This is a genomic window from Cytobacillus sp. IB215316 (assembly GCF_033963865.1).
In the GTDB taxonomy this organism is placed as follows: Bacteria; Bacillota; Bacilli; order Bacillales; family SM2101; genus Nanhaiella; species Nanhaiella sioensis.
In genome coordinates, this window is sequence record NZ_JAXBMC010000020.1 from 1 (window position 1) to 25,405 (window position 25,405).

Genomic DNA, 25,405 nt, shown 5'->3' on the forward strand with positions numbered 1-25,405 from the left:
TAAGCTCTTCAGCGCCGATGGTAGTTGGGGGTTTCCCCCTGTGAGAGTAGGACGTTGCCAGGCAATTAAAAAACACAGAGAGCTTCTCTGTGTTTTTTTGTCTGCTTTTTTTGCAATGTACAAGTTTCCTTGAATGTGTTGACTTAAAAAATTTGAAAGATATGTTGTACTTATTGCGTATAGACATACACATTTATTTTAAAAAAGAAATACACTAATAGAAATAGTAAAAACAATTATTCTGTAACCAAAATTCTAAATTATGTATAAATTTTAAAAATACTGATGATAATAAGTGTATGGAGGTGGAGGTGTTGAGTTCACTTGTAGTAAAACAACTTATTGGGGAAACGTGTTTAATATGTGAACAGAGAAAGTATCAAGGAATTCATTTATATAAGACATTTATTTGTATAGAATGTGAAAAGAATATGATAACAACGGATACGAGCGATCCAAAGTATCAGTTTTATCTACAACAGTTAAAGAAGGCAACATCTTCATAGATCAATACCATATCACACTACAAATAATTATTTACTGAAATATCATAATTAATTTCTGAACACTTGTGTACATAGATACATAAGTGTTTTTATTAAGGCTCTTTTTGTAGCTATACTATGTATTATAGGGGATAGTTACATAATAATAATGTTTAGATCTTAGTCTTATAGCAAATAATTACTGTTATAATATGCCTTATTTAATAAGATTTTAAAGCTTGAAATAAGTTATAATAATGAGGTATGTAAAGTATATAATTCCGTTCTGGAAGGAGTAATAATGGATCAAAAATTAACACCTTTGTTTGATGCGTTAGTTCAACATATTAATAATAACCCGTATTCATACCATGTTCCTGGTCATAAATATGGTGCCCTCTTCCCTAAAAAAGGTATTAACTTCTTTGAAGATATATTAAGAATAGATGCGACTGAATTAACAGGGCTAGATGATTTACATGCACCTGAATCTGCTATTGCACAAGCCCAACAATTAACTGCTGAGTTATATGGTGTAGACCAGAGTTTTTTTTTAGTTAATGGCAGCACAGCTGGTAATTTAGCAATGGTACTTGCTGTATGTGAGAAAGATGACACTGTTCTTGTACAAAGGAATAGTCATAAGTCTATTTTTAATAGTATTCAATTGGCAGGGGTTAAGCCAGTTTTTTTAGCCCCTTATTATGATGATATAGTAAAAACTGCAGCTCATGTCCCAATTGATACGATTAAACAAGCAATTAAAGAACATCCTAAGGCGAAGGCTATCATTTTAACAAATCCCAATTATTATGGGCAGTCAGTTGACTTAACAGAGGTTATTTCATATGCTCATGATTATGATATTCCAGTATTAGTTGATGAAGCACATGGTGCTCATTTTAATCTAGGTCAGCCATTCCCTATTTCTGCAATTGAGTGTGGAGCTGATATTGTTGTTCATTCCGCACACAAAACCTTACCCGCAATGACTATGGGGTCATTTATTCATGTCAAAAGTAATCTTGTTGATATAAATAATTTGGTGTATTACTTACAGCTATTTCAAACAAGTAGTCCCTCTTATCCCATAATGGCTTCTTTAGATTTAGCAAGATACTATCTTAACGATATAAAACATACTAGCATAATCAATCAACTTGTTGAGAAAATAAATCAATATACTGAGATTTTACATTCTATACCACAAATTAAAGTAGCGAGAACAAATAATCCATCTATATTAACTGACCCATTGAAGGTTACCATTCAATCTAATTGTGTATTATCTGGCTATGATCTCCAAAAATTATTTGAGGATTATGGAGTTTATACAGAATTAGCCGATCCTGATAATGTGTTGTTCATATTTCCATTATCAAATGATGAAAACTTATTTAAGCCGTTACTTTCTATAGAGAATATTTTACATTCTGTCGAAATAACTAAAACGAAGAGTTCTAACGTAAAAATGTATTCGAACGATAACATTTCTACTTTAACTATTTCATATAGCCAGTTAAAAAGCTACAATAAGAAAGTAATTCCGTTAAAAGATGCGGTAGGTCAATTATGTGCTCAAATGTTAATACCTTATCCGCCAGGAGTACCACTTTTAATAGTAGGAGAAGTAATTACAGAATCACATATTGAAAGAATCCTTAATTTTAAGGAATTGGGTGCTAAATTTCATGGTGGACAATTATTGAAGCAAAACGAGATAGAAATTTTTGATAGATAGCAAAGGAGAATATTGAGTGTCTGGATATTTTTTTTCTTTTGAAGGCCCTGAAGGTGCTGGAAAAACAACAATCATTGATAAATTAGCAAATTATTTATATAAAAAAGGGTATGATGTCATTTCAACTCGTGAACCTGGAGGCATTGCTATTTCAGAGCAAATTAGGAATGTAATATTAGATCAACAGAACGATACAATGGATGGTCGTACAGAAGCTTTGTTATACGCAGCTGCAAGACGGCAACATCTCGTCGAAAAGGTAATCCCAGCCTTAGAAGAAGGGAAAGTAGTATTGTGTGACCGTTTTATAGATAGCTCACTCGCTTATCAAGGTTATGCTAGAGGAATTGGTATTGATGAAGTTTTTGGCATAAATAAGTTTGCCATTAACAACTTAATGCCTCATTTTACTTTATATTTTGATATAGAGCCAATTGTGGGACTACAAAGAATTCAACAAAATAATAAAAGAGAGGTTAATAGGTTAGATATGGAGAACATCTCCTTTCATGAGAGGGTGCGTGAAGGATATTTATTATTAGTTGACCGCTTTTCAGATCGTATTAGACTAGTCGAGGCAGACAGGCCGCTTGAAGAGGTATTCAATGAAGCAAAAATGCATATAGAGCATTTTATAGAAGGACATAAACGATAATAATTTAAAATTCATGATAAGTGCCTAGGTAAAGTGATGGAAAATGATGTTATAATAAACGAAACATAAACGATATTTTCCAACATCCTAAACATGATGATATAGGAATTTCGTGATAAAATGATAGGAGGCTGATGTTATGAAATTAATTTTAGCAGTCGTCCAAGATCAGGATAGTAATCGATTGTCAAATGCACTAGTTGACCATAATTTTCGAGCGACAAAGCTTGCAAGTACAGGTGGTTTTTTAAAATCTGGAAATACAACATTTATAATTGGAACAGAAGATATTCGTGTTGAAAAAGCCTTACAGGTCATAAAAGAAAGTTGCCAACATCGTGATCAATTAGTTGCCCCTATTTCTCCAATGGGTGGAAATGTAGATACTTACGCATCATATCCGGTTGAAGTAGAGGTAGGAGGAGCTACGGTATTTGTTCTTCCAATCGATCAATTTCACCAATTTTAGACGGATATGAGGTATTTATAATGAAAATTAACCAAGATGTAAAGACAACCATTGAAAAGGCTCAACCAGAAATTAAGCAATCATCTAGTAATCAAATGAAGTTTAATGAGCTTGTACAGAAACAAGATTCAAAAATGCATGTTGAACAGTTAAACAAGCTTATGAAAGATATTGAAGTAGCTGGTAATTTGCTCGCTCGCTCAAGAACATTTAAGGATTTAACTAAGTATAAAGCGTTAGTGAAACGCTTCGTGGAGCAAGCTGTTGATTTCGGCATGGACTTAAAGCAATCTCATAGTTGGAATTCTAGGGGACAGGGTAGAAAGCTAAAAATTATCGAAAACATCGATCAAGAGTTGATTGATTTAGCTGATACACTGATAGATAAAGAAAGTAATTCAATTTCTCTATTAAATAAAATAGGGATTATAAAAGGATTATTAATAAATTTGTATACGTAAGAGAGTGATGTTTGTGGTAAATGATACGTGGGACAAGCTAGAAACCTATCAACCGACAATAATAAAAATGCTCACTAATAGTATACTTAAGGATAGAGTAGCCCACGCATATATATTTGAAGGTGGTCGAGGTACAGGAAAGAAGCATGTTAGCCTTATGCTAGCTAAAAGCATGTTATGTAAACATTTGAATGGAAGCATGCCTTGCCAAAATTGTATCAATTGTCGTAGGGTTGATTCGAAAAACCACCCTGATGTGCATATCATTGAACCAGATGGCCAATCAATTAAAAAATCACAAATTCAAGATTTACAAAGTGAATTTTCTAAAACTGGAGTAGAGTCATCTAAAAAGTTATATATTATTGAACATGCTGATCGGATGACGACAAATGCTGCTAACAGTCTATTGAAATTTTTAGAGGAGCCTGATTCTGATACAATCGCTATTCTCCTTACAGAAAATATACAGAAAATGTTAAATACTATTATTTCTCGTTGTCAAGTGTTATCTTTTCAACCAATTTCTTCAATTGTTATGAAAGATTTCCTATTAGACAAAGGGGCTCCAAACCATTTAGCTGCAATAGTCGCTCAATTGACCAATAACTTTGAAGAAGCAACGGAATTATGTCAAGATGATTGGTTTGCGCAATCTAGGATGATAGTGATACAATTATATGAAATGCTAAATATGAATTATGCTAAAGCTTTATTATATATTCAGGAGAAGTGGCTCTCCCATTTCAATGATAAAGACAAGCTTGATAGTAGTTTAGACTTATTATTACTTTTATTAAAAGATTTACTATATATTCAGTTAGGTGAAAATGAATACGTTGTGTATACTGACCAATTAGAAAAATTAAATCAATATGCCCTTCATATTTCTCAAAATCATATTGCTGAACAAATGTCAGCAGTTTTAGAGGCCAAAAGTCGTTTACACACCAACATGAATCCACATTTATTAATGGAACAACTTGTATTGAATTTGCAGGAGGGATTTTAATTTGTATGATGTAGTTGGTGTACGTTTTAAAAAAGCTGGGAAAATTTATTATTTTGATCCAGGGGAATTTAAAATAGATGATGGAGAATTTGTTATAGTAGAAACAGTTCGTGGAATTGAATTCGGCAAGGTAGTTATAAATAAAAAACAAGTCGATGAGAGTGACATAGTTCTTCCATTAAGAAAAGTTATTAGAATTGCTGAATCAAAAGATAAACTTATTGTTGAAGAGAATAAACAAGCTGCACAAGAAGCATATGAAGTATGCATCGAAAAGGTTAATCAACATGGCTTGGAGATGAAACTAGTAGATGTAGAGTATACCTTTGACCGAAATAAGGTAATTTTCTACTTCACAGCAGATGGCCGCGTTGATTTTAGAGAACTAGTAAAAGATCTTGCAGCTATTTTTCGAACAAGAATTGAATTGCGTCAAATTGGTGTTCGTGATGAAGCCAAAATGTTAGGTGGTATAGGTCCGTGTGGAAGAATGCTCTGCTGTTCGACATTTTTAGGGGACTTTGAACCAGTCTCTATAAAAATGGCAAAAGACCAAAACCTCTCTTTAAATCCTACTAAAATATCTGGTCTATGTGGCCGATTGATGTGTTGCTTAAAGTATGAAAATGATGAATACGAATCTGCTAAACAACTGCTACCTGATATAGGGGAGAAGATCGTAACACCTAATGGAGCAGGCCGTGTAGTTGGATTGAATATATTAGAACGTGTATTACAAGTCGAGTTAAACGATAGAGAACGAGTAATTGAATACACATTGGATGAATTAATGAACGAGGGAGCTGTATCAATTCAAGCCACAGATTAATGAGGTGGATTTTGTGGATAAAAAAGAGATTTTTCATTCAGTAAGCAGTATGGAGGAGCAAATAGGGCATTTATATCGTCAACTGGGAGAGCTAAAAGATCATCTTGCACAATTATTGGAAGAAAATCATCATTTAATAATTGAGAATGAGCATCTTAGACGTAGATTAGAGCAAACCTCAGAAGAGCCAAAAAAATTAAAGAAGAACAAATCTAATAACAAAAGGAAACAAAATAAGCAAGTCGATATTGGGGAGGGTTATGATAATTTAGCCCGCTTATATCAAGAAGGATTTCATATATGTAATGTTCACTATGGTAGTGTTCGTGCAGAAGGAGATTGCTTGTTTTGTTTATCATTTTTAAATAAAAAATAATGTATAGTCTTCCACTTTGGAAGACTATTTTTACTAGGAATTTTAATAACTATAGAAGTGACAAACTTTTAATTAGGCACTTTTCACTTAAAGTTGAGTGACGGAAATGTATTGTCATAAGAAAAGGTGCCGAATGTGTTTAGTTCTTAATGCGACAACATCGTTATAAACAGAAAGGAGTGTCTATGATGGTTGAACTTATAGGGGATGAGCGATTAGATCATTTACTTGGTGAAAATATGAGAATTATTCAGAGCCCATCGATGTTCGCCTTTTCACTAGATACAGTTTTATTAGCCAAATTTGTTTATGTACCAATTCAAAAGGGTAATTTAATTGATTTATGCTCAGGAAATGGAGTTATACCATTATTACTTAGTAAAAGGACAAAAGGGCATATTACAGGAGTCGAAATCCAAGAAAAAATTTATCAGATGGCTGAGAGAACAATTGCATTTAATAAGCTAGATAGCCGCATAAAATTTATCCATGGCGATATAAAAGATATGCCCACATTATTAGGACAAGGAAAGTATGACATTGTTACTTGTAATCCACCTTATTTTCCAACACCTAGTAATGAAGAAATTAATAAAAATGAACATTTAGCAATTGCTAGACATGAAATTTATTGTACGCTAGAGGATACAATTAGAGTAAGTAGTATGCTACTTAAACAGGGCGGGAAAGCAGCATTTGTACATCGACCAGGTCGTCTTATTGACATGATTACATTAATGAGGAAATATCGTTTAGAGCCAAAAAGATTACAATTTGTTTACCCACGACATGGAAGAGAAGCAAATACCCTATTAATTGAAGCGACCAAGGATGGAAGCCCAGATTTGAAGTTATTACCCCCGCTAGTAGTATATAATGAACACAATGAATACACTGACGATGTGAGGAACATTCTATATGGAAAGTAAACAGCATTTCTTATATGTATTAGAATGCAGTGATGGAAGCTATTATGCTGGTTATACAAATGACCTTAAAAAACGCATAAGAACACATAATGAGGGCAAAGGGGCAAAGTATACGAGAGGACGTATTCCCGTAACATTACTGTTCTCCAAATCGTATGCTACAAAAAATGAAGCACTTCGGGCAGAATGGGACTTCAAGCAACTTAAAACACGACAGAAGAAAGAGCAATTTATAGCAAAGGAGAACAAACTAAAGTATGTGGCAACAAAACAGCTTTCAAAACGATAATACCGAGGGGTGCTTATATCTTGTTCCAACACCTATTGGTAATTTAGAAGATATGACATATAGAGCCATACGTATACTTAAAGAGTCAGACATTATAGCAGCAGAAGATACAAGACAAACGAAAAAGCTATTGAATTACTTTCAAATATCAAATGCAGTCATGAGTTATCATGAGCATAATAAAGAGACGAGTGGCGAAAAAATAATAAACCTGCTTAAATCAGGAAAAAAGGTAGCATTAGTTAGTGATGCAGGGATGCCGACAATTTCTGACCCAGGTTTTGAAATTGTTGTTGCAGCATTAAAAGAGCAGTACAAGGTGATTCCATTGCCAGGTGCAAATGCAGCATTAACATCGTTAATTGCTTCTGGAATAAAAACACAACCTTTTTATTTTTACGGATTTTTACCTCGTCACAAAAAAGAAAAACGGAAACAATTGGAGCTTTGTAACCAAGTACAAGAAACGATGATATTTTATGAATCACCGCATAGGTTGCAAGAGACGTTAAAAATAATGTTAGACCAATTAGGTGATCGCCCTGCAGTCCTTTCAAGAGAGCTGACAAAAAAGTATGAAGAATTCATAAGGGGAACGATACAAGATCTATTGCAATGGTCTCAGCAATCGAATGTGCGTGGTGAGTTTTGTATTATAGTAGAAGGAAGTAGTATAGAAAGTCATATGGAAAATCAATGGTGGGAAGAATTAACTGTTGTAGAGCATATCGATTATTATATAAATAAACAATCGTACACTTCAAAGGATGCTATAAAAAAAGTAGCAAAAGATAGGGATATGGTAAAAAGAGAAGTTTATCAACAATACCATATAAAGTAGAATTCAAATTATGATCCTTTTTCCTAGGAAATAAATGGGTGTTTTCGTAGTTATTGTTGCTTTTTTTGCAATAAGAGCTAAACACGAATATTACTAATGTTCGGGATATCTTTTCTTATCTAAAAACTACAAAAGTCAATATATAATACACGACATGAGTTTCTCAAATTAAAGTAAAAACAACAACATAGTTTTCGAAAAATAGCCAAATAAAAAGAAAAAAGCGCCTTATAGACATTCCATATAACGGAAATGTAAGGCGCTTGTTTTTATAATAACTCCATTATTTTACTTGGTTTGATTTAATTTCATCTATTAGCTTTTCTGCACCTTCAGGACTTAGAATAATTTTACCCTCGGCAAGAGTAAAGTTATCATCAGATACTTCCCCTGTTACTTGACAAGTCATATTAGGCTTGTACTTTTTCAAAATAATTCTATCATCATCAACGTAGATTTCTAGTGCATCCTTTTCTGCAATTCCTAGTGTACGTCTAAGTTCAATCGGGATTACTACACGACCTAACTCATCAACCTTACGAACTATACCTGTAGATTTCATAATAAATACTCCTCTCAGTAGTACAAAAATTTTTATTATCTCTTAAATTCGTCATTATTCGACAAATAATTATTTTCTTTATAATACCAGTGTTTCCCATGCTAGTCAATAAATTTAATTGAAATATATGTAGTGTTTTAAAAAAAATGGTATTATATAGAGAGATAACTATTGTTTTAATAGGATTTAAGTTAAAATGCTATAAAATCACTAAATGGTAAATATTTAGAAAATAATCCATTTATTCTTAACTTTTTCAAACAATTTACCAATATAGTTAAGAATTATTATAAATAAAATTCGACAAATTTCAACTATAAATCGACAAAAAACTACTGGAAAATAAATACTAATAAAATTTGAAATTTGATTCGACTATACGTTTTAAAATAAAATAAACAATAAATCCTATACACTAGTTAAAGAAGCTTATCTTTATAGTAAACTAAGGTTTATAATTATTGATTTGTTATTACATAAGGAGGAAAAGATGAAACAAGGAGCTAATAACTTTTATATTACTACCCCAATATATTATCCAAGCGGCAAGTTGCATATAGGACATGCTTATACAACGGTCGCAGGTGATGCGATGGCCCGTTATAAAAGACTTAAAGGTTATAATGTGATGTATTTAACGGGTACGGATGAACATGGTCAAAAAATTCAGCAAAAGGCTGAAGAAAAAGGGGTTTCACCTCAAAAGTATGTAGATGACATTGTATCAGGAATACAGGAATTATGGAAAAAATTAGATATTTCGTATGATGATTTTATACGAACAACGCAACCAAGGCATAAAGATATTGTTGAGAAGATTTTTGATCAACTTGTTAAACAGGAAGATATTTATTTAGATGTATATGAAGGGTGGTACTGTACACCTTGTGAATCTTTCTACACTGAACGTCAATTAGTCGACGGAAAATGCCCAGATTGTGGACGTGCTGTAGAAAAAGTGAAAGAGGAATCATATTTCTTTAAAATGGGTAAATATGTTGATCGACTGCTAAAATTCTACGAAGACAATCCTCAATTTATTCAGCCAGAATCGCGAAAAAATGAAATGATAAATAATTTCATTAAACCTGGCCTAGAGGACTTAGCAGTATCAAGAACAACGTTTGATTGGGGAATAAAGGTTCCTGGTGATCCTAAGCATGTCATTTACGTGTGGATAGATGCATTAACAAATTATATTACAGCATTGGGATATAGCTCAGAAAATGATGAAAAATTTCAAGCTTATTGGCCAGCCGATGTACATCTGGTTGGTAAAGAAATAGTACGTTTTCATACGATATATTGGCCTATAATGCTTATGGCATTGGATTTACCGCTACCGAAGAAAGTATTTGCTCACGGTTGGCTCCTCATGAAGGACGGCAAAATGTCGAAATCGAAAGGTAATGTTGTTGATCCTGTATCTTTAATTGACCGATATGGCTTAGATGCATTACGTTACTATCTACTTAGAGAAGTTCCATTTGGGGCAGATGGCGTGTTTACCCCAGAAGGGTTTGTTGAAAGGATAAATTTTGATTTGGCTAATGATTTAGGTAACTTACTCAATAGAACCATTGCTATGATTCAAAAGTACTTTGATGGGGAGATACCTAGATATAACGGTTCTAAAACAGACTTTGACAATGAACTTGTAACAATGAATGAAAAAGTTGTAGAGAAATATAGTGATGCTATGGAGAAAATGGAGTTTTCAGTTGCGCTTTCTTCCGTGTGGCAATTAATTAGTCGATCAAATAAATATATTGATGAAACTCAGCCATGGTTGTTAGCGAAAGATGAAAATAGTAGAGAACAGCTTGCTTCAGTTATGACACATTTAGTGGAATCACTACGTAGGGTGGCAATCTTATTACAGCCATTTTTAACACAGACACCGTCACTCATGTTTGAGCAAATGGGAATTACTGACGACAAATTAAAGCAATGGGATAGTTTAGCACAATTTGGGCTTATTCCACCAAATGTAACAGTTAACAAGGGGGAACCTATTTTTCCAAGGTTGGATATGGAGGAAGAGGTTGAGTATATTAAACAACAAATGCAAGGTGATGTTGTTGAAAAAACTGAGAAAACTGAGAAGAATGAGCCTGAACTAGATGAAATTACGATTGATGACTTTATGAAAATCGATTTACGGGTTGCAGAGGTTATACATGCTGAGCCAGTGAAGAAAGCAAATAAATTGTTAAAACTTCAATTAGATTTAGGGTATGAACAACGGCAAGTTGTATCAGGAATAGCAGAGCATTATAAGCCTGAGGAGTTAGTTGGACAAAAAGTCATTTGTGTAACGAACTTAAAACCAGTTAAACTTCGTGGTGAATTATCACAAGGAATGATTCTAGCAGGTAAAAATGAGGGCATGCTGTCTTTAGCATCTGTTAATCAAAATCTACCTAATGGAACAAAAGTAAAATAGCTATAGTACACAGCATAGGTTGTCTTTGTTGTCTCATTTATAGGTGAATAACAAGGCTTTTAGGTTTTCAATTAGAGGTGTTCTGCTCATTATAGAAGTGGAACACCTTAATTTAATCTAAATTTAACATAATTGTATTGCTAGAGAATTTAATAATTGAAAAGAGGTTTTAAGATGTTATTTGATACACATGCACACCTAAATGCAACGCAATTTGACGAGGATGTAGTAGATGTCATTAATCGTGCTAAAATGGAAGGTGTATCCCATATAGTTGTTGTTGGTTTTGATCGTCAAACAATTACTCGCGCTATGGAACTTACTGACATGTATGACTTTATTTATGCTGCAGTTGGTTGGCACCCAGTTGATGCAATTGATATGGTTGATGAGGACCTATCATGGATTGAAGAATTGGCAAGTCATCCAAAAGTAGTTGCGATTGGGGAAATGGGGCTAGATTATTATTGGGATAAATCACCAAAAGATGTTCAAAAAGAAGTGTTCCGCAAACAAATTAAACTAGCAAAAAAGGTAAACTTGCCAATTATTATACATAATCGCGAAGCAACAGCTGATGTTTTACAAATTCTTGAGGAAGAGAATGCTGAACAAGTTGGTGGGATTATGCATTGCTTCACCGGAAGTGTAGAGGTAGCTAAAAAGTGTATGGATATGAACTTTTATATTTCACTCGGGGGCCCTGTCACATTTAAAAATGCAAAAAAGCCTAAAGAAGTTGCTAAGGATATACCGTTAGAAAATCTTCTCATAGAAACAGACTGTCCGTATTTAGCTCCACACCCTTATCGTGGGAAACGTAATGAGCCGAGCTATGTAAAGTATGTTGCTGAATCCATTGCTCATTTAAAAGGAATTACAGTTGAGGAAGTTTCTGAAAAAACAGGGTTAAATGCAAAAAAATTATTCGGCATAAAATGATAAATTTCTTTGTCTTTTGCTGAAGAGACTTGTCTAACGATATCTGACCTTGAGTAAATTCTACATCCTTTACTATTGTAGGTGATGGGAGTGTCGATAAGTCTCCCTTTTCTTTTTTAGTTATTTTTTGCATAATGTTGTATATCGAAAGTGAAAAGGAGGTCAGGGTTGACAGATAGTAACTAACTATATATAATCTCTCCGAGGAGAAGGAGGCGTTTTTCATCGAGTTATCAAGATTGAAAAATCTGTTTTTTAAGCCCTTCAAGAAAGAGAGATTAGCTATAATTATTAGTAGTTTCATAGCTATCTCAGCTGGATTAGTCTTTATCATTTTCCAAGCTACGAAGGAAAGAGTTACTCTAACTCTTGATGGTTATACGCAGGTAGTTAATACACATGCGGATACAGTTAATGAGCTGTTAGACGAATATGATGTCAATGTAAAACCTGCAGACAAAGTAAATCCATCGGTGGATACACCAATAAGTAATAATATTGAAGTGGTGTGGGAGCCAGCACAGCTTGTTCTCTTTGTAAAAGAGAGGGAAGAGCAAGCGTATTGGACAACTGCAAAAACAGTAAAAGAATTTCTGGCAGAAAATGAAATTGAATTAACAAGTCATGACCGAATTCGACCAGAATTAAGTACAGATATAAGTAATGAAATTGTAGTAACATTGGAAAAGGCATTTCAAATTACACTAAATGTCGGCGGAGAAGATAAACAAGTATGGTCTACTTCGACTACTGTCGCTGACTTTTTAAAGCAGCAAGAGATCACTCTCAATTTACTTGATCGCGTTGAACCCAACTTAACAGAACGAGTGAAAAAGGATTCGGTTATTACTGTGACGAGAGTTGAAAAAGTCACCGATGTAGTGGAAGAGCCAGTCGACTATGCAGTTGTTACTAAAAATGATAGTAAATTATCTAAAGGTGCTTCAAAAGTTCTTTCTGAAGGTAAAGAAGGTTTAGTTGAAAAACAATATGAAGTTATCTTAGAAAATGGCAAAGAAATTTCAAGAACATTAGTAAATACATCGACATTAAAAGAAAGTCTTGACCGTGTTGTAGCTGTGGGTACTAAAGAAGACATTCAAGTATCCCGTGGTACTGAAGGTGGGGAAGAATTTTATGTATCTTCTACCGCATATACTGCAAGTTGTAATGGCTGTAGTGGAATAACCTCTACTGGCATAAATTTAAAAGCAAACCCTCAAGCAAAAGTAATTGCCGTAGACCCTAGTGTTATACCTTTAGGAACTAAAGTATATGTAGAAGGTTATGGTTACGCTGTAGCAGGAGATGTTGGTTCTGCTATTAAAGGCTATAAAATTGATGTGTTTTTCCCGACGAAAGATGAAGCTTATCGATGGGGCAACAAAAAAGTAAAAATAAGAATAATTAATTAACACTTTGTTCATGCGGAGGATTTTTCTATCCTCTGCATTTTTACGTTATAATTGTTTAAGCTAAGTTGTTTTAGTATAGATTGTGTAAAAAAGCAGTCATAATAAGGCAAAGAAAATTACTTTCTACATGTTAGACGATTGAACGGGCAAAAAAGTTTCAACTTTTGGAGGAAAAAATAAAAATGATTATAAAAGAAATAATTGTTGTTGAAGGTCGGGATGATACAGTAGCTATTAAACGTGCTGTGCAAGCCGATACGATAGAGACAAATGGATCAGCGATAAATAGTATTGTAATTGAACAAATTCGCTTAGCGCAACGTAAGAGAGGTGTTATTATATTTACTGATCCAGACTTCCCAGGTGAGCGCATAAGAAAAATAATATCTGAGCAAGTATCAGGTTGTAAGCATGCATTTCTGCAAAAGTCTGAAGCTATTGGGAAAAATGGAAAAGGTATAGGGGTTGAGCATGCTTCGCCAACTGCGATAAAACAAGCCCTCAAGGATGTAAAGCAAGAAATTGAGGACATACAGGAAGCTATACCTTTTCAAGATCTTGTAGATGCCGGTTTAATTGGTGGTCAGCAGGCAAAATTAAGACGTGAACGATTAGGCAAATATCTCAAAATTGGTTATACAAATGGTAAACAACTACACAAACGTCTAATCATGTTTCAAATATCTAGAGATTCATTTGTAGCTGCATTACGTAAAGTGCTACAGGAGGAGCAAATTCATGAATAAAGATATAGCAACACCTAATCGTACGAGAGCAATTCTTGAGAAGTATGGTTTTTCTTTCAAAAAAAGTTTAGGACAGAATTTTTTAATTGATACGAACGTGTTACGTCGTATTGTAGACCATGCTGAGTTAACCGAAGAGAGTGGAGTAATAGAAATAGGGCCTGGTATTGGAGCGCTTACTGAACATTTGGCTAAAAGTGCTAACAAGGTAGTTTCTTTTGAGATAGATCAACGATTATTACCAGTATTACAAGAAACGTTAAGTATTTACGATAATGTTAAAATAATTCACTCAGATTTTCTTAAAGCAAATATAGAACTTGTTATACAAGAAGAGTTTGGTGAAATGAAAGATTTGATGGTAGTTGCGAATTTACCATATTATGTTACAACGCCGATTATTATGAAATTACTAACTGAACAAATCCCAATCAGGGGTATTGTTGTTATGCTGCAGAAAGAGGTTGCTGATCGGATGACAGCTGCTGCGGGAACGAAAGATTATGGATCCTTGTCGATTGCTGTTCAATATTATACAAAGGCTGAGAAGGTAATGACAGTACCTAAAACAGTTTTTGTCCCTCAGCCAAATGTTGACTCTGCTGTTATCCGTTTAACAAGACGAGATGATCCAGTAGTCAATGTAGAGAATGAAGATCACTTATTTACAATTGTTCGCGCGTCATTTGCACAACGGAGAAAAACGATATTAAACAATTTAGTTAATCAATTACCAAATGGAAAGCAGAAGAAAGAAGTAATAGAAGAAGCGCTAAAAAGTGCGAATATTGACCCAAAACGTCGAGGGGAAACATTAGCTATTGAAGAGTTTGCCCTGCTCAGTAATATTCTGTTAGAGCTCTTTTAGTAAACTAGTCATTGTTGTAAAGAAGAAAAGATGCCACGAACTCTAGTTTTATACACGTTTAGCTCTTATTACGAAAAGCAACAATTCATGTGAAAACAGCCTTCGTTTAATACATATGAAATATAAAATTACAATTAGCTTTTCAAGCCTCCCTTAATACATGATGTCTTCATGAATTAAGGGTCTTTATTTTTTGGGGGATAGGTACTTCGGCATTTCTTATCACAACAGACATAGATGTTGCATAGCCTAAGTAAAGGAAAACATTTGGATTTAAAGAGTCGCCTCAAATTGTTGCTGGAGTGAAGAGTATGGATGCATGTATTGGCGATATTGTTGCTCGCAAGTCGTATAAATGTGATTTGTTATTTCGTGTGATCAACATTAACAATGATAAGCATGGAAATAAAATTGTGATTTTGTATGGAGAAGATGTCAGACTTGTCGCAGATGCTCCTTATGAAGATATTGTTGTTATCAATGAAAGGGAACAAAAGAAAAGAAAAAAGGTCGATGAAGAGAAGATTGAGCAATCTTATAAGCTATTCCGTCAAGAGTATCAACTCATTAGGCAAAAGAGTGAATATTATGCAACAGAAGGTTATGCTAACACATTTGATTTTTTCCAATTGCCTGGTAAAGTGTTGCATTTAGATGGTGACCCGTTATATTTAAAGAAATGCTTGGCTTTATATGAGAAGATTGGTGTTCCTGTTTTTGGAATACATTGTAATGAGAAAGAGATGCCTCAAAAAGTAACTGGTTATATTGAGAAATTCAGGCCGGATATTCTTGTTGTAACAGGTCATGATGCATATACAAAGGCCAAAGGTGATAAATCTGATTTGAAAGCATATCGACACTCAAAGTATTTTGTCCAAACCGTTCGCCAAGCACGAAATAAAATACCCCACTTGGATCAGTTAGTCATCTTTGCTGGTGCGTGTCAATCTCATTTTGAATCACTAATAAGAGCAGGAGCTAATTTTGCTAGCTCACCTTCAAGAATTAATATTCATGCTTTAGATCCTGTGTATATTGTATCAAAAATAAGTTTTACTCCATTTGTTGATAGAATAAATGTTTGGGAAGTACTTCGTAATACACTTACAGGAGAAAAGGGATTAGGAGGGATTGAAACAAGGGGCGTGTTACGAACTGGGATGCCATATAAACTACAACAAGAAGAAGAGTAAATACTGACTGGGTTGTCATTTGTGGCGACTCAGTTTTTAGTTGTGTACGCCTTTTTTCTTTAATACAAAAAACAACAATTAATGCGAAAACGATCTTTTATTTATACGATCAGTAAGGTGGGGGTTTTATCCAATCCTCATAAATAAAATGTAAAAAATATGTCAAGAATGATAGATGGAAATAGGTTTATATTCTTTGTGCGAAAACAACCATCTATAAGAAAATAGCCGATATAAAAATAATTGTATATATAACTTTTTAAGCAAATATCTAACATAAAAAAACAATTTACATATCTAATTAATAATTGGTAAAAATATTTGTAGAGGAAAGTGGAATTTTGTTGTATTATTTTCATTGACAAACAAAATAGATCGTTGATATAATGAAATTTTTATTTGACTATTTTTTGTTAATTTGCTATAATTGATATCGTGAGGTGGAGCGATTATGGGAAAAACATTGTCAGATATAAAAAAGGCATTAGATGGGAATCTAGGCAAACGACTTACCTTGAAAGCAAACGGTGGTCGTAGAAAAACGATTGAACGTTCGGGTGTTCTGGCAGAAACATATCCATCCGTTTTTGTAGTTGAGTTAGATCAAGCTGAAAATGCATTTGAACGTGTTTCATACAGTTATGCAGATGTCCTAACTGAAACAGTTCAATTAACATTTTCTGAAGACGCATCAGGGAATATAGCTGTTAACGGGCAGTAAACCTTAGTTTGCTGCTTTTAATTTTGACTGTTTTCGCATAGATTATTGTATTCGTACTTTAAAAAAATAAACACGAATTTAGATTTCATGGTGGAATCTTTTCCTCTATAAAAGGATGTCTGTTACGTAATTCGACAATATCTTAATCTTCTAGTTGAAGAGCAATAGCAACAAAGTTACGGAAAGAGCCTTTAATTTGGCTGTTTTTTTACGTTAAAAGTTGTTTTTATATAAAAAAATGAATACGAATTAGTTATATGTCTTCATTTGTAATGATGACAAGTTGCGAGGGTATAAAACTTCTTCTAGTTTTTCTACAAGGGCCGATGTTTTATATAGATAGAATGTATAACATTTTACATATGGAGAGTGTTGATGTATTAAGGAAATATATTAATTGCATCTCTTAAGCTCCAGTTTTTAGCCCGAAACTATGTTAAAAGGAATATTTAGGGTTTCATATTATTAGTAATTTTGTCCTTATACTAAGAGTGTCGTAGTTATTTTGAAAGGAGTTGCTTTTGTTGGGTAGACGCCGCGGAATAATGTCGGATCGATTTAAGGAAGAACTAGCGAAAGAACTTGGTTTTTATGACACTGTTCGTAATGAAGGCTGGGGAGCGATTCGTGCAAGAGACGCTGGTAACATGGTGAAGCGCGCAATTGAACTTGCTGAAGCAAACCTTGTAAATAATGATAAACAAAAGTAATAAATAAACGATTAAATAACTGCGATAACCGAAGCCTAGTAGCTTCGGTTTTCTTGCATTACAATTGATTGAAGTCATTATTCAATTTCTGCAATGAATATTATGTGTATAATATATGGTAAAATGACGTTATAACAATGGAAGAACGAAAAGTAGGTGAAGATTTTGAGACTTTTGGTTAAGGCGCCAGCTAAAATTAATTTATCCTTAGATGTATTACATAAGCGTCCAGATGGATACCATGAAGTGAAAATGATTATGACTACGATAGATTTAGCCGATCGAATTGAGTTAATTGATTTAGCAGAAGATACCATTTCTATCGTATCGCATAGTCGCTTCGTTCCAGATGATAGTAGAAATTTAGCATATCAAGCCGCACAGTTATTAAAAAAGAAGTTTGGAGTGCAAAAGGGAGTATCGATAGGTATTACAAAGACGATCCCGGTTGCGGCTGGTCTAGCAGGAGGTAGTAGTGATGCAGCAGCCACATTACGGGGCTTGAATAAATTGTGGAACCTTGGATTAACAATTGATGAACTGGCGTCATTAGGTGCTGAAATAGGTTCGGATGTATCATTTTGTGTTTATGGAGGAACCGCACTTGCGATGGGACGTGGAGAAAAGATCATTCACATTGATCCACCACCGCATTGTTGGGTTGTGTTAGCAAAACCATCAATAGGTGTTTCTACTGCAGAAGTATATAGAAGACTAGATCTTAATAATGTAGAACACCCAAGAGTAGATGAAATGGTAGATGCTATTCGGGCGCATGATTATCCTTTGATATGCTCACTCTTAGGTAATGTTTTGGAAGATGTTACATTTCAGATGCAGCCTGAGGTTGCACAAATAAAAGAGCAGATGAAACGTTTTGGTGCAGATGCTGTATTGATGAGCGGAAGTGGACCAACGGTGTTTGGTTTAGTTCAACACGATTCTAGAATGCAGAGAGTATACAATGGGCTAAGAGGATTTTGTGATCAAGTATTCGCGGTAAGAATGCTAGGTGAAAGAATCACTCTTGATTAAATACGTATGTTAATGATATATTTACATAAAATATTCGTATTTTGGAGGAATCGAGAATGAAAATACGAAGAAGCGGTCGATTAGTCGATATGACAAATTATTTATTGCAGCACCCCAATCAACTTTTACCTTTAACGATTTTTTCAGAAAGGTATGATTCAGCGAAATCATCTATAAGTGAAGATTTGGCGATAGTTAAACAAACTTTTGAACAGCAAGGTATAGGGACTTTACTAACAGTGCCAGGTGCAGCTGGTGGTGTTAAATATATTCCTGGCGTATCTTCTGAAGAAGCTACGTTAACAATTAATGACTTATGTCATTTAATTGCGAAGCCGGACCGGTTGTTACCGGGAGGATATTTATATATGACAGATATATTAGGTCATCCCCAACTTGTAAACCAAGTAGGTCGATTATTTGCAGCTGTATATGGCGATCGTCCGATAGATGTGGTTATGACAGTTGCTACTAAAGGAATCCCTTTAGCTTACGCAGTTGCATCATATTTAAACGTTCCTGTAGTAATTGTTCGACGTGATAGCAAAGTGACTGAAGGATCAACAGTAAGTATTAACTATGTTTCTGGATCTTCAAAAAGAATACAAACGATGGTTCTTTCAAAAAGAAGCTTAGATGAGGGAGCTAACGTTCTGATTATCGATGATTTTATGAAAGCTGGAGGAACGATAAACGGCATGATTAGCATGCTCGAAGAATTCAAAGCAAATGTAGCAGGGATAGGTGTGCTTGTGGAATCAGAGGGCCTTGAAGAGAGGCTTGTTGATGAATATATTTCGTTAGTAAAGCTGACTGAGGTAGACGTTAAGGCTAAGAAAATAGAAGTTAATATAGGTAATTATTTTAATTTCTTAAAGTAATTAGAGGATGGAGGAATTGCTATGAAAAAAATCCAAACAAATCTGGCTCCTCAAGCCATTGGTCCGTACTCTCAAGGGATGGTTGTAAATAATTTGTTTTTTAGTTCTGGACAGATCCCGTTAAAACCTAACGGTGAACTTGTACAAGGGAATGTGGATGAACAGACACACCAAGTTTTTGCTAATTTGAAAGCTGTATTAAAAGAGGCAGGTGCTTCTTTCGATACAGTTATAAAAACTACAGTTTTTATAAAAAATATGGATGACTTTGCTGAGATAAATGAAGTTTATAGTGAATATTTTCCCAACCATCAACCAGCAAGATCATGTGTTGAAGTTGCAAGACTACCGAAAGATGTTCTAGTAGAGATTGAAGTAATCGCATTGATTAAATAATTAGTTTAAAATTCCTATGTTTACTATACCGACCTAATATTTTCAAAAAAATTTACATAATTTGCAGGAAAACTCAAAAATTGTGTTGAATAACATACTAAGTCTTTTAAATTGGGAAAAGGTGGTGAACAGAATGGAAGTAACAGATGTAAGATTACGCCGCGTGAATACCGATGGTCGTATGAGAGCGATTGCATCAATTACTTTAGATCATGAGTTCGTTGTACATGATATTCGTGTAATTGATGGGAATAACGGCTTGTTTGTTGCGATGCCAAGTAAACGTACTCCAGATGGGGATTTTCGTGACATAGCCCACCCGATTAACTCAACAACTCGTGGGAAGATTCAAGACGCAGTTTTAGCAGAATATCACCGACTTGGTGAGATAGAAGAATATGAAGAAGCGGGTGCTTCATAAGAAATACTAATATTTTTTACACCAAGAGAGCCTTCACAGATGAAAGGCTCTTTTTCACGTAAGTGTATGGTACAGTTAGACTTATATAAATGGATGTTACCGCACTTTCTACAAGGCATTTTGGTTGTCTAAGCTATTTACATATTAATCATAGCTTTTTCATATTAGGATCAAACACATATACAACTACATTGCGTGGTATCATTTCTTCGAAGAAATGATGACAGCTCCTAAAAATTTATCTCCCTATGCTCATATTAGTAACATGAGCAACAAATTTACGAAAGAGACTTAGGTTGAACTTTCCCCTCATATAAATCTTCTAATAATTAATAAATGACCCTATGCTCATTCTTTAATGTTTATTCTGACAATATAATGTACTTACGGATGTTTCCTTGAAATTGGAGGCTATTTGAGATAATATTCATAGTGGATAAAAAGGTTACATTGGAGGCCTGTAGATGAAAAACCGATTTGCGGTAATATTGGCCGCTGGGCAAGGTACAAGAATGAAGTCAAAATTATATAAAGTTTTACACCCTGTTTGTGGCAAACCGATGGTTCAACATGTTGTCGAAGAAGTTACAAAAATAGGTGTATCGCAGTTGATAACTGTAGTAGGACACGGTGCTGAACAAGTGAAAGAGCAGCTTGGTAACACTAGTGATTTTGTGTTACAAAAGGAGCAACTAGGTACAGGGCATGCTGTATTACAAGCAGCTCCGCAATTAGAACAGCAAGACGGTATTACTATTGTTTTATATGGAGATACCCCACTTATTACTGAAGCTACCATGAAATCTTTGTTGGAGCACCATGACCATACAAAAGCAAAAGTGACTATTTTAACAGCTATTGCAAATGATCCGGCAGGCTATGGAAGAATTGTTAGAGACGATCTAGGCAAAGTCGAAAAGATTGTTGAGCATAAGGATGCCAACGATCAAGAGCTTAGTATTCAAGAGATTAATACAGGAATTTATTGTTTTGATAACAAAGCTTTATTTCATGCATTAAAGCAAGTATCAAATGATAATTCACAAGGTGAGTATTATTTACCCGATGTAGTAGGAATCTTGAAAAATGAAGGTGAAACAGTCTCTGTTTACCAAACACCATCTTTTTCAGAAACGTTAGGAGTAAATAACCGAATTCAACTTGCAGAAGCTGAACAAATAATGAAAGAGCGAATAAATAATTACCATATGTTAAATGGAGTGACAATCATTGATCCGCATTCAACATATATATCATCAAATGCTCAAATTGGTCAGGATACAACTATACACCCGGGAACTATCATAGAGGGTGAAACAGTTATTGGAACTGATTGTACAATAGGTCCTCATACAGAGCTGAAAAATTGTCAAATAGGAAGCCAGTCAGTTATTCGTCATTCAGTGGTACACCAAAGTGAGATTGGTAATGAAGTTAATATTGGTCCTTTTGCACATATTCGACCTGATTCTTTAATAAAAGATGAAGTGAAAATTGGTAACTTTGTAGAAGTGAAAAAGTCTATCATTGGAGATGGCAGTAAAGCTTCGCATTTAAGTTATATTGGAGATGCTGAGGTAGGTAAAGGTGTCAATATTGGTTGCGGCTCAATAACAGTGAACTATGATGGTCAAAATAAATATTTAACTAAAATAGAGGATGGCGCTTTTATCGGATGTAATTCTAATTTAGTGGCGCCAGTTACAGTTGGAGAAAGAGCATATGTGGCTGCAGGCTCTACAATTACAAAAGATGTTCCTGGAAGTGCACTATCTATTGCCCGTGCGCAACAAGTAAATAAAGAACAATATGTTAACCGTTTGCGAAAAAAGAAATAATTTATTCTGATATGTTTTAACAACGTCTGGATTTGTTACAATAACTAAGATAATGATTATCGGAGGTTAGTAGGAGAATGCAATCAATCGATCCAAAATTAAAAGTATTTACACTTAGCTCAAATCAAGGTGTAGCTGAAGAAATTGCTAAAGTTATAGGAGTCGAATTAGGAAAAATTGCTGTTGCTCGCTTTAGTGATGGTGAAATACAGATTAATATCGAAGAAAGCATCAGAGGCTGTGACGTATATATTATTCAGTCAACAAGCTCACCAGTGAATCAGAATTTAATGGAATTATTAATTATGATTGATGCTTTAAAACGAGCGTCTGCAAAAACCATTAACATTGTTATGCCGTATTATGGATATGCACGTCAAGATAGAAAAGCTCGTTCTCGTGAGCCGATTACTGCTAAACTAGTTGCTAACCTCATAGAAACCGCTGGAGCAACACGTGTTATAACACTCGATTTACACGCTCCACAAATACAAGGCTTTTTCGATATTCCAATTGATCATTTAATGGGTGTACCGATTTTAGCAGATTATTTCAACAGTAAAGGTCTTGAGGATATAGTGATTGTTTCTCCTGATCACGGTGGTGTGACCCGTGCAAGGAAAATGGCCGATCGTTTGAAAGCACCTATCGCAATAATCGATAAACGTCGACCTAAACCGAATGTAGCCGAAGTAATGAATATTGTTGGTAATGTTCAAGGTAAAACTGCCATTTTAATTGATGACATTATTGACACAGCAGGAACGATTACATTGGCTGCAAATGCACTCGTTGAAAATGGTGCTTCATCGGTGTATGCATGCTGTACACATCCGGTTTTATCGGGGCCAGCTATTGAAAGAATACAGAATTCAAATATAAAAGAGTTAGTCGTTACCAATTCTATTGCATTACATGATGATATGAGAATCGAAAAAATTGTAGAGCTTTCTGTTGCTCCTCTAATTGCAGAAGCGATTGTCCGTGTCCATGAACAAGAATCAATAAGTGCTTTATTTGATTAATTATTATTATTAGGTTTATCTCTACCCGGTTTTGGGGAAAGTTACTCATAGGACGAGTACACAAACCAAACGGGTAGGTGAATAGAATGGCATTATTGCAAGCAAATGAGAGGCAAGATTTTAAACATTCATCAATTAGGAAATTGCGTGAGGAAGGTAAAATCCCTGCAGTTATTTATGGTGAGAATTATGAGAGTAAGGCGATCTTTATTCACGGGGCAGATTTTCTGAAAACGATAAAAGAAGCTGGTCGCAATGGTATTATTACGCTCTCACTTAATAATGATCAACATTCAGTGATGTTGCATGATATTCAAAAAGACCCATTAAAAAGTGACATAGTGCATGCGGATTTTCAAGTTGTTAATATGAAGTCAGAAGTTGAGGTTGATGTAAATATTCAACTCATTGGTGATGCAATTGGTGTCAAGGATGGCGGAGTACTCCAGCAACCGTTACACCAAGTCTCTGTAAGGGCGTTACCTGCTAATATCCCAACTTCCATTGATATAGATGTGTCTAACCTGGAAGTTGGTCAAACGATATCTATTGGTGACATTCAAACAGTAGATAAATTTGACATTAATCATGATATGAGTGAAGTAGTTGCATCCATTTTACCTCCAAAACAAGAAGATGAAATAAATAGTGGTGAAGAACAAGAAACTGGGCAACCTGATAATGTTGAAGGTAGAGAGACAGTTGACGAGTAGGTATGCTTACGCATAAAGTGATTAGCCAAAATTGAGTTGAACTTGCTCGAGATTAAGAAAACTTTATCTAGGGTTTGTCGAAGTTGCTTAACCCCATCCTTCAAAAGCATCGTTGTGCTTTTTGTAGGCATGGGGTTCTAGTGCTTGTTGGATGTGTATGAGAAGCTAGTGTGGTCTATAATGTCTAGCTACTACAGCGCCTATCCACCCGAGACAGCTTTAAAAATTCATCCGAAGGAAGGCAAAAAGCTCCTTCTTGTGAATTACATGAGTGTTAGTCTAGATGAGTCTGGTGCTTGCGTTTTTTATTATACATATGGGGGAATCTTGATGAAATTAATTGTAGGTTTAGGAAACCCTGGTAGAGAATATGCTCTAACAAAACATAATGTAGGTTTCATGGTTATTGATCAATTATCGACACGATTTAATATCGATATAGATAAATCTAAGTTTTCAGGATTATATGGAACAGGTATGTATAATGGTGAAAAAGTAATATTATGTAAACCGCTTACATATATGAATTTATCAGGAGAATGTATTGGGCCGTTAATGGACTATTTCGATATACCTATTGAAGATCTATTGATTATCTATGATGACCTGGATTTGCCAACAGGAAAAATTCGTTTAAGAACAAAAGGAAGTGCTGGTGGACATAATGGAATTAAATCCACAGTTAATCATCTTGGCACTCAAGAGTTTAAAAGAGTACGTATAGGAATTGGGAGGCCAACGAATGGCATGGCAATTCCAAATTATGTTCTTACAAAATTTGTTGATGATGAAATTGAAAAGATAAATGATGCTATAAAGGTTTCAACAGATGTATGTGAAGATTGGATTTCATCACCTTTTTTACAAGTAATGAATAAGTATAATTAATCAATGAAATTGAATAACTTCCTAGGATTGCGTAAATACTATCACTAAAACCAATTGGGAGGATAACAAATGTCACTCCATTATTATTGCAGGCATTGTGGTATAAAAGTTGGTAGTATTGAAAGAGTATCACTATATACTGAAAGTTTAGGATTTCAATTACTTTCTGATCAGGAACGTCAAGAGATGTTATCCTACGAAGATAACGGTGATATCAAAGTATTAACAATTTGTGAGGATTGTCAAGAAGCATTAAACCGAAATCCAGATTTCCATCTATATGAAACATTTATTCAGTGAGAAGCTTTGGTCTAATACCAAAGTATTTTCCTGTTTAATGTTGATTATTTTGTAACATTAAGTTGTTTTGCGTAAGCAAATAAACATATCATACAAATAGAGTTCTGAATATATTATCTTTTTTACGATAATAACGCATACAGTTTGATCTAGCATAAAATAGTAACGTATGCAATAAAGAAGTTTTTTTATTTATTTTGGCTGTTTGCGCATTG

At 34.4% G+C, this 25,405-nt stretch carries 29 protein-coding genes; 28 read left to right on the plus strand and 1 reads right to left on the minus strand.

Annotation, left to right across the window (positions count from 1 at the left end):
* Positions 1 to 314 precede the first annotated feature (314 nt).
* The 11 genes from SLH48_RS20105 to rsmI all read left to right on the plus strand — a co-directional run bounded on the left by SLH48_RS20105 (position 315) and on the right by rsmI (position 8,087).
* A complete protein-coding gene (locus tag SLH48_RS20105; protein WP_284730486.1) occupies positions 315 to 506 on the plus strand; it encodes a sigma factor G inhibitor Gin in 192 nt (63 codons plus the stop codon).
* A 280-nt stretch (positions 507 to 786) separates the two neighbouring features.
* Positions 787 to 2,226 (plus strand): aminotransferase class I/II-fold pyridoxal phosphate-dependent enzyme, encoded by a 1,440-nt coding sequence (locus tag SLH48_RS20110; protein WP_320259579.1) that lies wholly within the window; start codon positions 787 to 789, stop codon positions 2,224 to 2,226.
* A gap of 16 nt (positions 2,227 to 2,242) precedes the next feature.
* Complete coding sequence (gene tmk, locus SLH48_RS20115; protein WP_320259580.1) at positions 2,243 to 2,881, plus strand: dTMP kinase; 639 nt, start codon at positions 2,243 to 2,245, stop codon at positions 2,879 to 2,881.
* A gap of 139 nt (positions 2,882 to 3,020) precedes the next feature.
* On the plus strand, positions 3,021 to 3,350 hold the full coding sequence (locus SLH48_RS20120; RefSeq protein ID WP_214484105.1) for a cyclic-di-AMP receptor: 330 nt from the start codon (positions 3,021 to 3,023) through the stop codon (positions 3,348 to 3,350).
* A gap of 20 nt (positions 3,351 to 3,370) precedes the next feature.
* Positions 3,371 to 3,811 carry a YaaR family protein gene (locus tag SLH48_RS20125; protein ID WP_214484104.1) on the plus strand — a complete coding sequence of 147 codons (441 nt, stop codon included), beginning with the start codon at positions 3,371 to 3,373 and terminating at the stop codon, positions 3,809 to 3,811.
* Positions 3,812 to 3,818: 7 nt separating this feature from the next.
* Positions 3,819 to 4,823 (plus strand): DNA polymerase III subunit delta', encoded by a 1,005-nt coding sequence (gene holB, locus SLH48_RS20130; protein ID WP_320259581.1) that lies wholly within the window; start codon positions 3,819 to 3,821, stop codon positions 4,821 to 4,823.
* Position 4,824: 1 nt separating this feature from the next.
* Positions 4,825 to 5,652, plus strand: a complete 828-nt coding sequence (locus tag SLH48_RS20135; RefSeq protein WP_214484102.1) for a stage 0 sporulation family protein — start codon at positions 4,825 to 4,827, stop codon at positions 5,650 to 5,652.
* Between the two features lie 13 nt (positions 5,653 to 5,665).
* The gene (gene yabA / locus SLH48_RS20140; RefSeq protein ID WP_214484101.1) at positions 5,666 to 6,028 is read left to right on the plus strand and encodes a DNA replication initiation control protein YabA; all 363 of its coding nucleotides are present in this window, start codon (positions 5,666 to 5,668) and stop codon (positions 6,026 to 6,028) included.
* Positions 6,029 to 6,216: 188 nt separating this feature from the next.
* Positions 6,217 to 6,957 carry a tRNA1(Val) (adenine(37)-N6)-methyltransferase gene (locus tag SLH48_RS20145; RefSeq protein ID WP_320259582.1) on the plus strand — a complete coding sequence of 247 codons (741 nt, stop codon included), beginning with the start codon at positions 6,217 to 6,219 and terminating at the stop codon, positions 6,955 to 6,957.
* A complete protein-coding gene (locus SLH48_RS20150; protein ID WP_320259583.1) occupies positions 6,947 to 7,246 on the plus strand; it encodes a GIY-YIG nuclease family protein in 300 nt (99 codons plus the stop codon). The genes SLH48_RS20145 and SLH48_RS20150 overlap by 11 nt, the downstream gene beginning before the upstream one ends.
* Entirely contained in the window at positions 7,215 to 8,087 is an 873-nt protein-coding gene (gene rsmI, locus SLH48_RS20155; RefSeq protein ID WP_320259584.1) for a 16S rRNA (cytidine(1402)-2'-O)-methyltransferase, read from the plus strand. Before SLH48_RS20150 ends, rsmI begins: the two co-directional genes overlap by 32 nt.
* A 283-nt stretch (positions 8,088 to 8,370) precedes the next feature.
* Here the strand turns inward: rsmI and SLH48_RS20160 are convergent, their stop codons facing one another.
* Positions 8,371 to 8,649: an AbrB/MazE/SpoVT family DNA-binding domain-containing protein gene (locus SLH48_RS20160; protein WP_214484097.1), complete on the minus strand. Its 279-nt coding sequence runs from the start codon at positions 8,647 to 8,649 to the stop codon at positions 8,371 to 8,373.
* 466 nt (positions 8,650 to 9,115) lie between these two features.
* On the opposite strand from SLH48_RS20160, the gene metG reads away from it, so the two are divergent.
* From metG to SLH48_RS20245, 17 genes are all read left to right on the plus strand, one after another.
* A complete protein-coding gene (gene metG / locus SLH48_RS20165) occupies positions 9,116 to 11,095 on the plus strand; it encodes a methionine--tRNA ligase (RefSeq protein ID WP_320259585.1) in 1,980 nt (659 codons plus the stop codon).
* Positions 11,096 to 11,269: 174 nt separating this feature from the next.
* Positions 11,270 to 12,037, plus strand: coding sequence for a TatD family hydrolase (locus SLH48_RS20170; RefSeq protein ID WP_320259586.1), 768 nt, complete (start codon positions 11,270 to 11,272; stop codon positions 12,035 to 12,037).
* Between the two features lie 239 nt (positions 12,038 to 12,276).
* A complete protein-coding gene (locus SLH48_RS20175; protein WP_320259587.1) occupies positions 12,277 to 13,452 on the plus strand; it encodes a ubiquitin-like domain-containing protein in 1,176 nt (391 codons plus the stop codon).
* 182 nt (positions 13,453 to 13,634) lie between these two features.
* Entirely contained in the window at positions 13,635 to 14,198 is a 564-nt protein-coding gene (gene rnmV / locus SLH48_RS20180) for a ribonuclease M5 (RefSeq protein ID WP_320259588.1), read from the plus strand.
* Complete coding sequence (rsmA, locus tag SLH48_RS20185) at positions 14,191 to 15,066, plus strand: 16S rRNA (adenine(1518)-N(6)/adenine(1519)-N(6))-dimethyltransferase RsmA (RefSeq protein ID WP_320259589.1); 876 nt, start codon at positions 14,191 to 14,193, stop codon at positions 15,064 to 15,066. Before rnmV ends, rsmA begins: the two co-directional genes overlap by 8 nt.
* 311 nt (positions 15,067 to 15,377) lie before the next feature.
* Positions 15,378 to 16,262 (plus strand): sporulation peptidase YabG, encoded by an 885-nt coding sequence (gene yabG, locus SLH48_RS20190; RefSeq protein ID WP_214484091.1) that lies wholly within the window; start codon positions 15,378 to 15,380, stop codon positions 16,260 to 16,262.
* Between the two features lie 451 nt (positions 16,263 to 16,713).
* Positions 16,714 to 16,983 carry a biofilm formation stimulator Veg gene (gene veg / locus SLH48_RS20195; RefSeq protein WP_214484090.1) on the plus strand — a complete coding sequence of 90 codons (270 nt, stop codon included), beginning with the start codon at positions 16,714 to 16,716 and terminating at the stop codon, positions 16,981 to 16,983.
* A gap of 524 nt (positions 16,984 to 17,507) precedes the next feature.
* Entirely contained in the window at positions 17,508 to 17,693 is a 186-nt protein-coding gene (locus SLH48_RS20200) for a small, acid-soluble spore protein, alpha/beta type (RefSeq protein WP_214484089.1), read from the plus strand.
* Between the two features lie 165 nt (positions 17,694 to 17,858).
* Positions 17,859 to 18,728: a 4-(cytidine 5'-diphospho)-2-C-methyl-D-erythritol kinase gene (gene ispE / locus SLH48_RS20205; RefSeq protein ID WP_320259590.1), complete on the plus strand. Its 870-nt coding sequence runs from the start codon at positions 17,859 to 17,861 to the stop codon at positions 18,726 to 18,728.
* A gap of 56 nt (positions 18,729 to 18,784) precedes the next feature.
* Complete coding sequence (gene purR / locus SLH48_RS20210) at positions 18,785 to 19,609, plus strand: pur operon repressor (protein ID WP_320259591.1); 825 nt, start codon at positions 18,785 to 18,787, stop codon at positions 19,607 to 19,609.
* A 21-nt stretch (positions 19,610 to 19,630) separates the two neighbouring features.
* Positions 19,631 to 20,005 carry a RidA family protein gene (locus tag SLH48_RS20215; RefSeq protein ID WP_320259592.1) on the plus strand — a complete coding sequence of 125 codons (375 nt, stop codon included), beginning with the start codon at positions 19,631 to 19,633 and terminating at the stop codon, positions 20,003 to 20,005.
* Between the two features lie 133 nt (positions 20,006 to 20,138).
* Positions 20,139 to 20,426 (plus strand): septation regulator SpoVG, encoded by a 288-nt coding sequence (spoVG, locus tag SLH48_RS20220; RefSeq protein WP_214484085.1) that lies wholly within the window; start codon positions 20,139 to 20,141, stop codon positions 20,424 to 20,426.
* 464 nt (positions 20,427 to 20,890) lie between these two features.
* Positions 20,891 to 22,264, plus strand: coding sequence for a bifunctional UDP-N-acetylglucosamine diphosphorylase/glucosamine-1-phosphate N-acetyltransferase GlmU (gene glmU / locus SLH48_RS20225; protein WP_320259593.1), 1,374 nt, complete (start codon positions 20,891 to 20,893; stop codon positions 22,262 to 22,264).
* Between the two features lie 77 nt (positions 22,265 to 22,341).
* Entirely contained in the window at positions 22,342 to 23,289 is a 948-nt protein-coding gene (locus SLH48_RS20230; RefSeq protein ID WP_320259594.1) for a ribose-phosphate diphosphokinase, read from the plus strand.
* Positions 23,290 to 23,375: 86 nt separating this feature from the next.
* Positions 23,376 to 24,002: a 50S ribosomal protein L25/general stress protein Ctc gene (locus SLH48_RS20235; RefSeq protein ID WP_320259595.1), complete on the plus strand. Its 627-nt coding sequence runs from the start codon at positions 23,376 to 23,378 to the stop codon at positions 24,000 to 24,002.
* A 330-nt stretch (positions 24,003 to 24,332) separates the two neighbouring features.
* Positions 24,333 to 24,890: an aminoacyl-tRNA hydrolase gene (gene pth, locus SLH48_RS20240; RefSeq protein ID WP_320259596.1), complete on the plus strand. Its 558-nt coding sequence runs from the start codon at positions 24,333 to 24,335 to the stop codon at positions 24,888 to 24,890.
* A gap of 69 nt (positions 24,891 to 24,959) precedes the next feature.
* Positions 24,960 to 25,190: an anti-sigma-F factor Fin family protein gene (locus SLH48_RS20245; protein ID WP_214484080.1), complete on the plus strand. Its 231-nt coding sequence runs from the start codon at positions 24,960 to 24,962 to the stop codon at positions 25,188 to 25,190.
* The last annotated feature ends 215 nt before the right edge of the window (positions 25,191 to 25,405 follow it).

Coding starts and splice junctions, on each gene's coding strand:
- yabG (WP_214484091.1), top strand. CDS start 15,378: ATGGATGCATGTATTGGCGATATTGTTGCTCGCAAGTCGTATAAATGT.
- spoVG (WP_214484085.1), top strand. CDS start 20,139: ATGGAAGTAACAGATGTAAGATTACGCCGCGTGAATACCGATGGTCGT.
- pth (WP_320259596.1), top strand. CDS start 24,333: ATGAAATTAATTGTAGGTTTAGGAAACCCTGGTAGAGAATATGCTCTA.
- rsmA (WP_320259589.1), top strand. CDS start 14,191: ATGAATAAAGATATAGCAACACCTAATCGTACGAGAGCAATTCTTGAG.
- SLH48_RS20170 (WP_320259586.1), top strand. CDS start 11,270: ATGTTATTTGATACACATGCACACCTAAATGCAACGCAATTTGACGAG.
- SLH48_RS20110 (WP_320259579.1), top strand. CDS start 787: ATGGATCAAAAATTAACACCTTTGTTTGATGCGTTAGTTCAACATATT.
- SLH48_RS20125 (WP_214484104.1), top strand. CDS start 3,371: ATGAAAATTAACCAAGATGTAAAGACAACCATTGAAAAGGCTCAACCA.
- glmU (WP_320259593.1), top strand. CDS start 20,891: ATGAAAAACCGATTTGCGGTAATATTGGCCGCTGGGCAAGGTACAAGA.
- SLH48_RS20230 (WP_320259594.1), top strand. CDS start 22,342: ATGCAATCAATCGATCCAAAATTAAAAGTATTTACACTTAGCTCAAAT.
- purR (WP_320259591.1), top strand. CDS start 18,785: ATGAAAATACGAAGAAGCGGTCGATTAGTCGATATGACAAATTATTTA.
- holB (WP_320259581.1), top strand. CDS start 3,819: ATGTTTGTGGTAAATGATACGTGGGACAAGCTAGAAACCTATCAACCG.
- SLH48_RS20235 (WP_320259595.1), top strand. CDS start 23,376: ATGGCATTATTGCAAGCAAATGAGAGGCAAGATTTTAAACATTCATCA.
- rnmV (WP_320259588.1), top strand. CDS start 13,635: ATGATTATAAAAGAAATAATTGTTGTTGAAGGTCGGGATGATACAGTA.
- veg (WP_214484090.1), top strand. CDS start 16,714: ATGGGAAAAACATTGTCAGATATAAAAAAGGCATTAGATGGGAATCTA.
- rsmI (WP_320259584.1), top strand. CDS start 7,215: ATGTGGCAACAAAACAGCTTTCAAAACGATAATACCGAGGGGTGCTTA.
- SLH48_RS20245 (WP_214484080.1), top strand. CDS start 24,960: ATGTCACTCCATTATTATTGCAGGCATTGTGGTATAAAAGTTGGTAGT.
- SLH48_RS20120 (WP_214484105.1), top strand. CDS start 3,021: ATGAAATTAATTTTAGCAGTCGTCCAAGATCAGGATAGTAATCGATTG.
- SLH48_RS20145 (WP_320259582.1), top strand. CDS start 6,217: ATGGTTGAACTTATAGGGGATGAGCGATTAGATCATTTACTTGGTGAA.
- SLH48_RS20215 (WP_320259592.1), top strand. CDS start 19,631: ATGAAAAAAATCCAAACAAATCTGGCTCCTCAAGCCATTGGTCCGTAC.
- SLH48_RS20150 (WP_320259583.1), top strand. CDS start 6,947: ATGGAAAGTAAACAGCATTTCTTATATGTATTAGAATGCAGTGATGGA.
- SLH48_RS20160 (WP_214484097.1), bottom strand. CDS start 8,649: ATGAAATCTACAGGTATAGTTCGTAAGGTTGATGAGTTAGGTCGTGTA.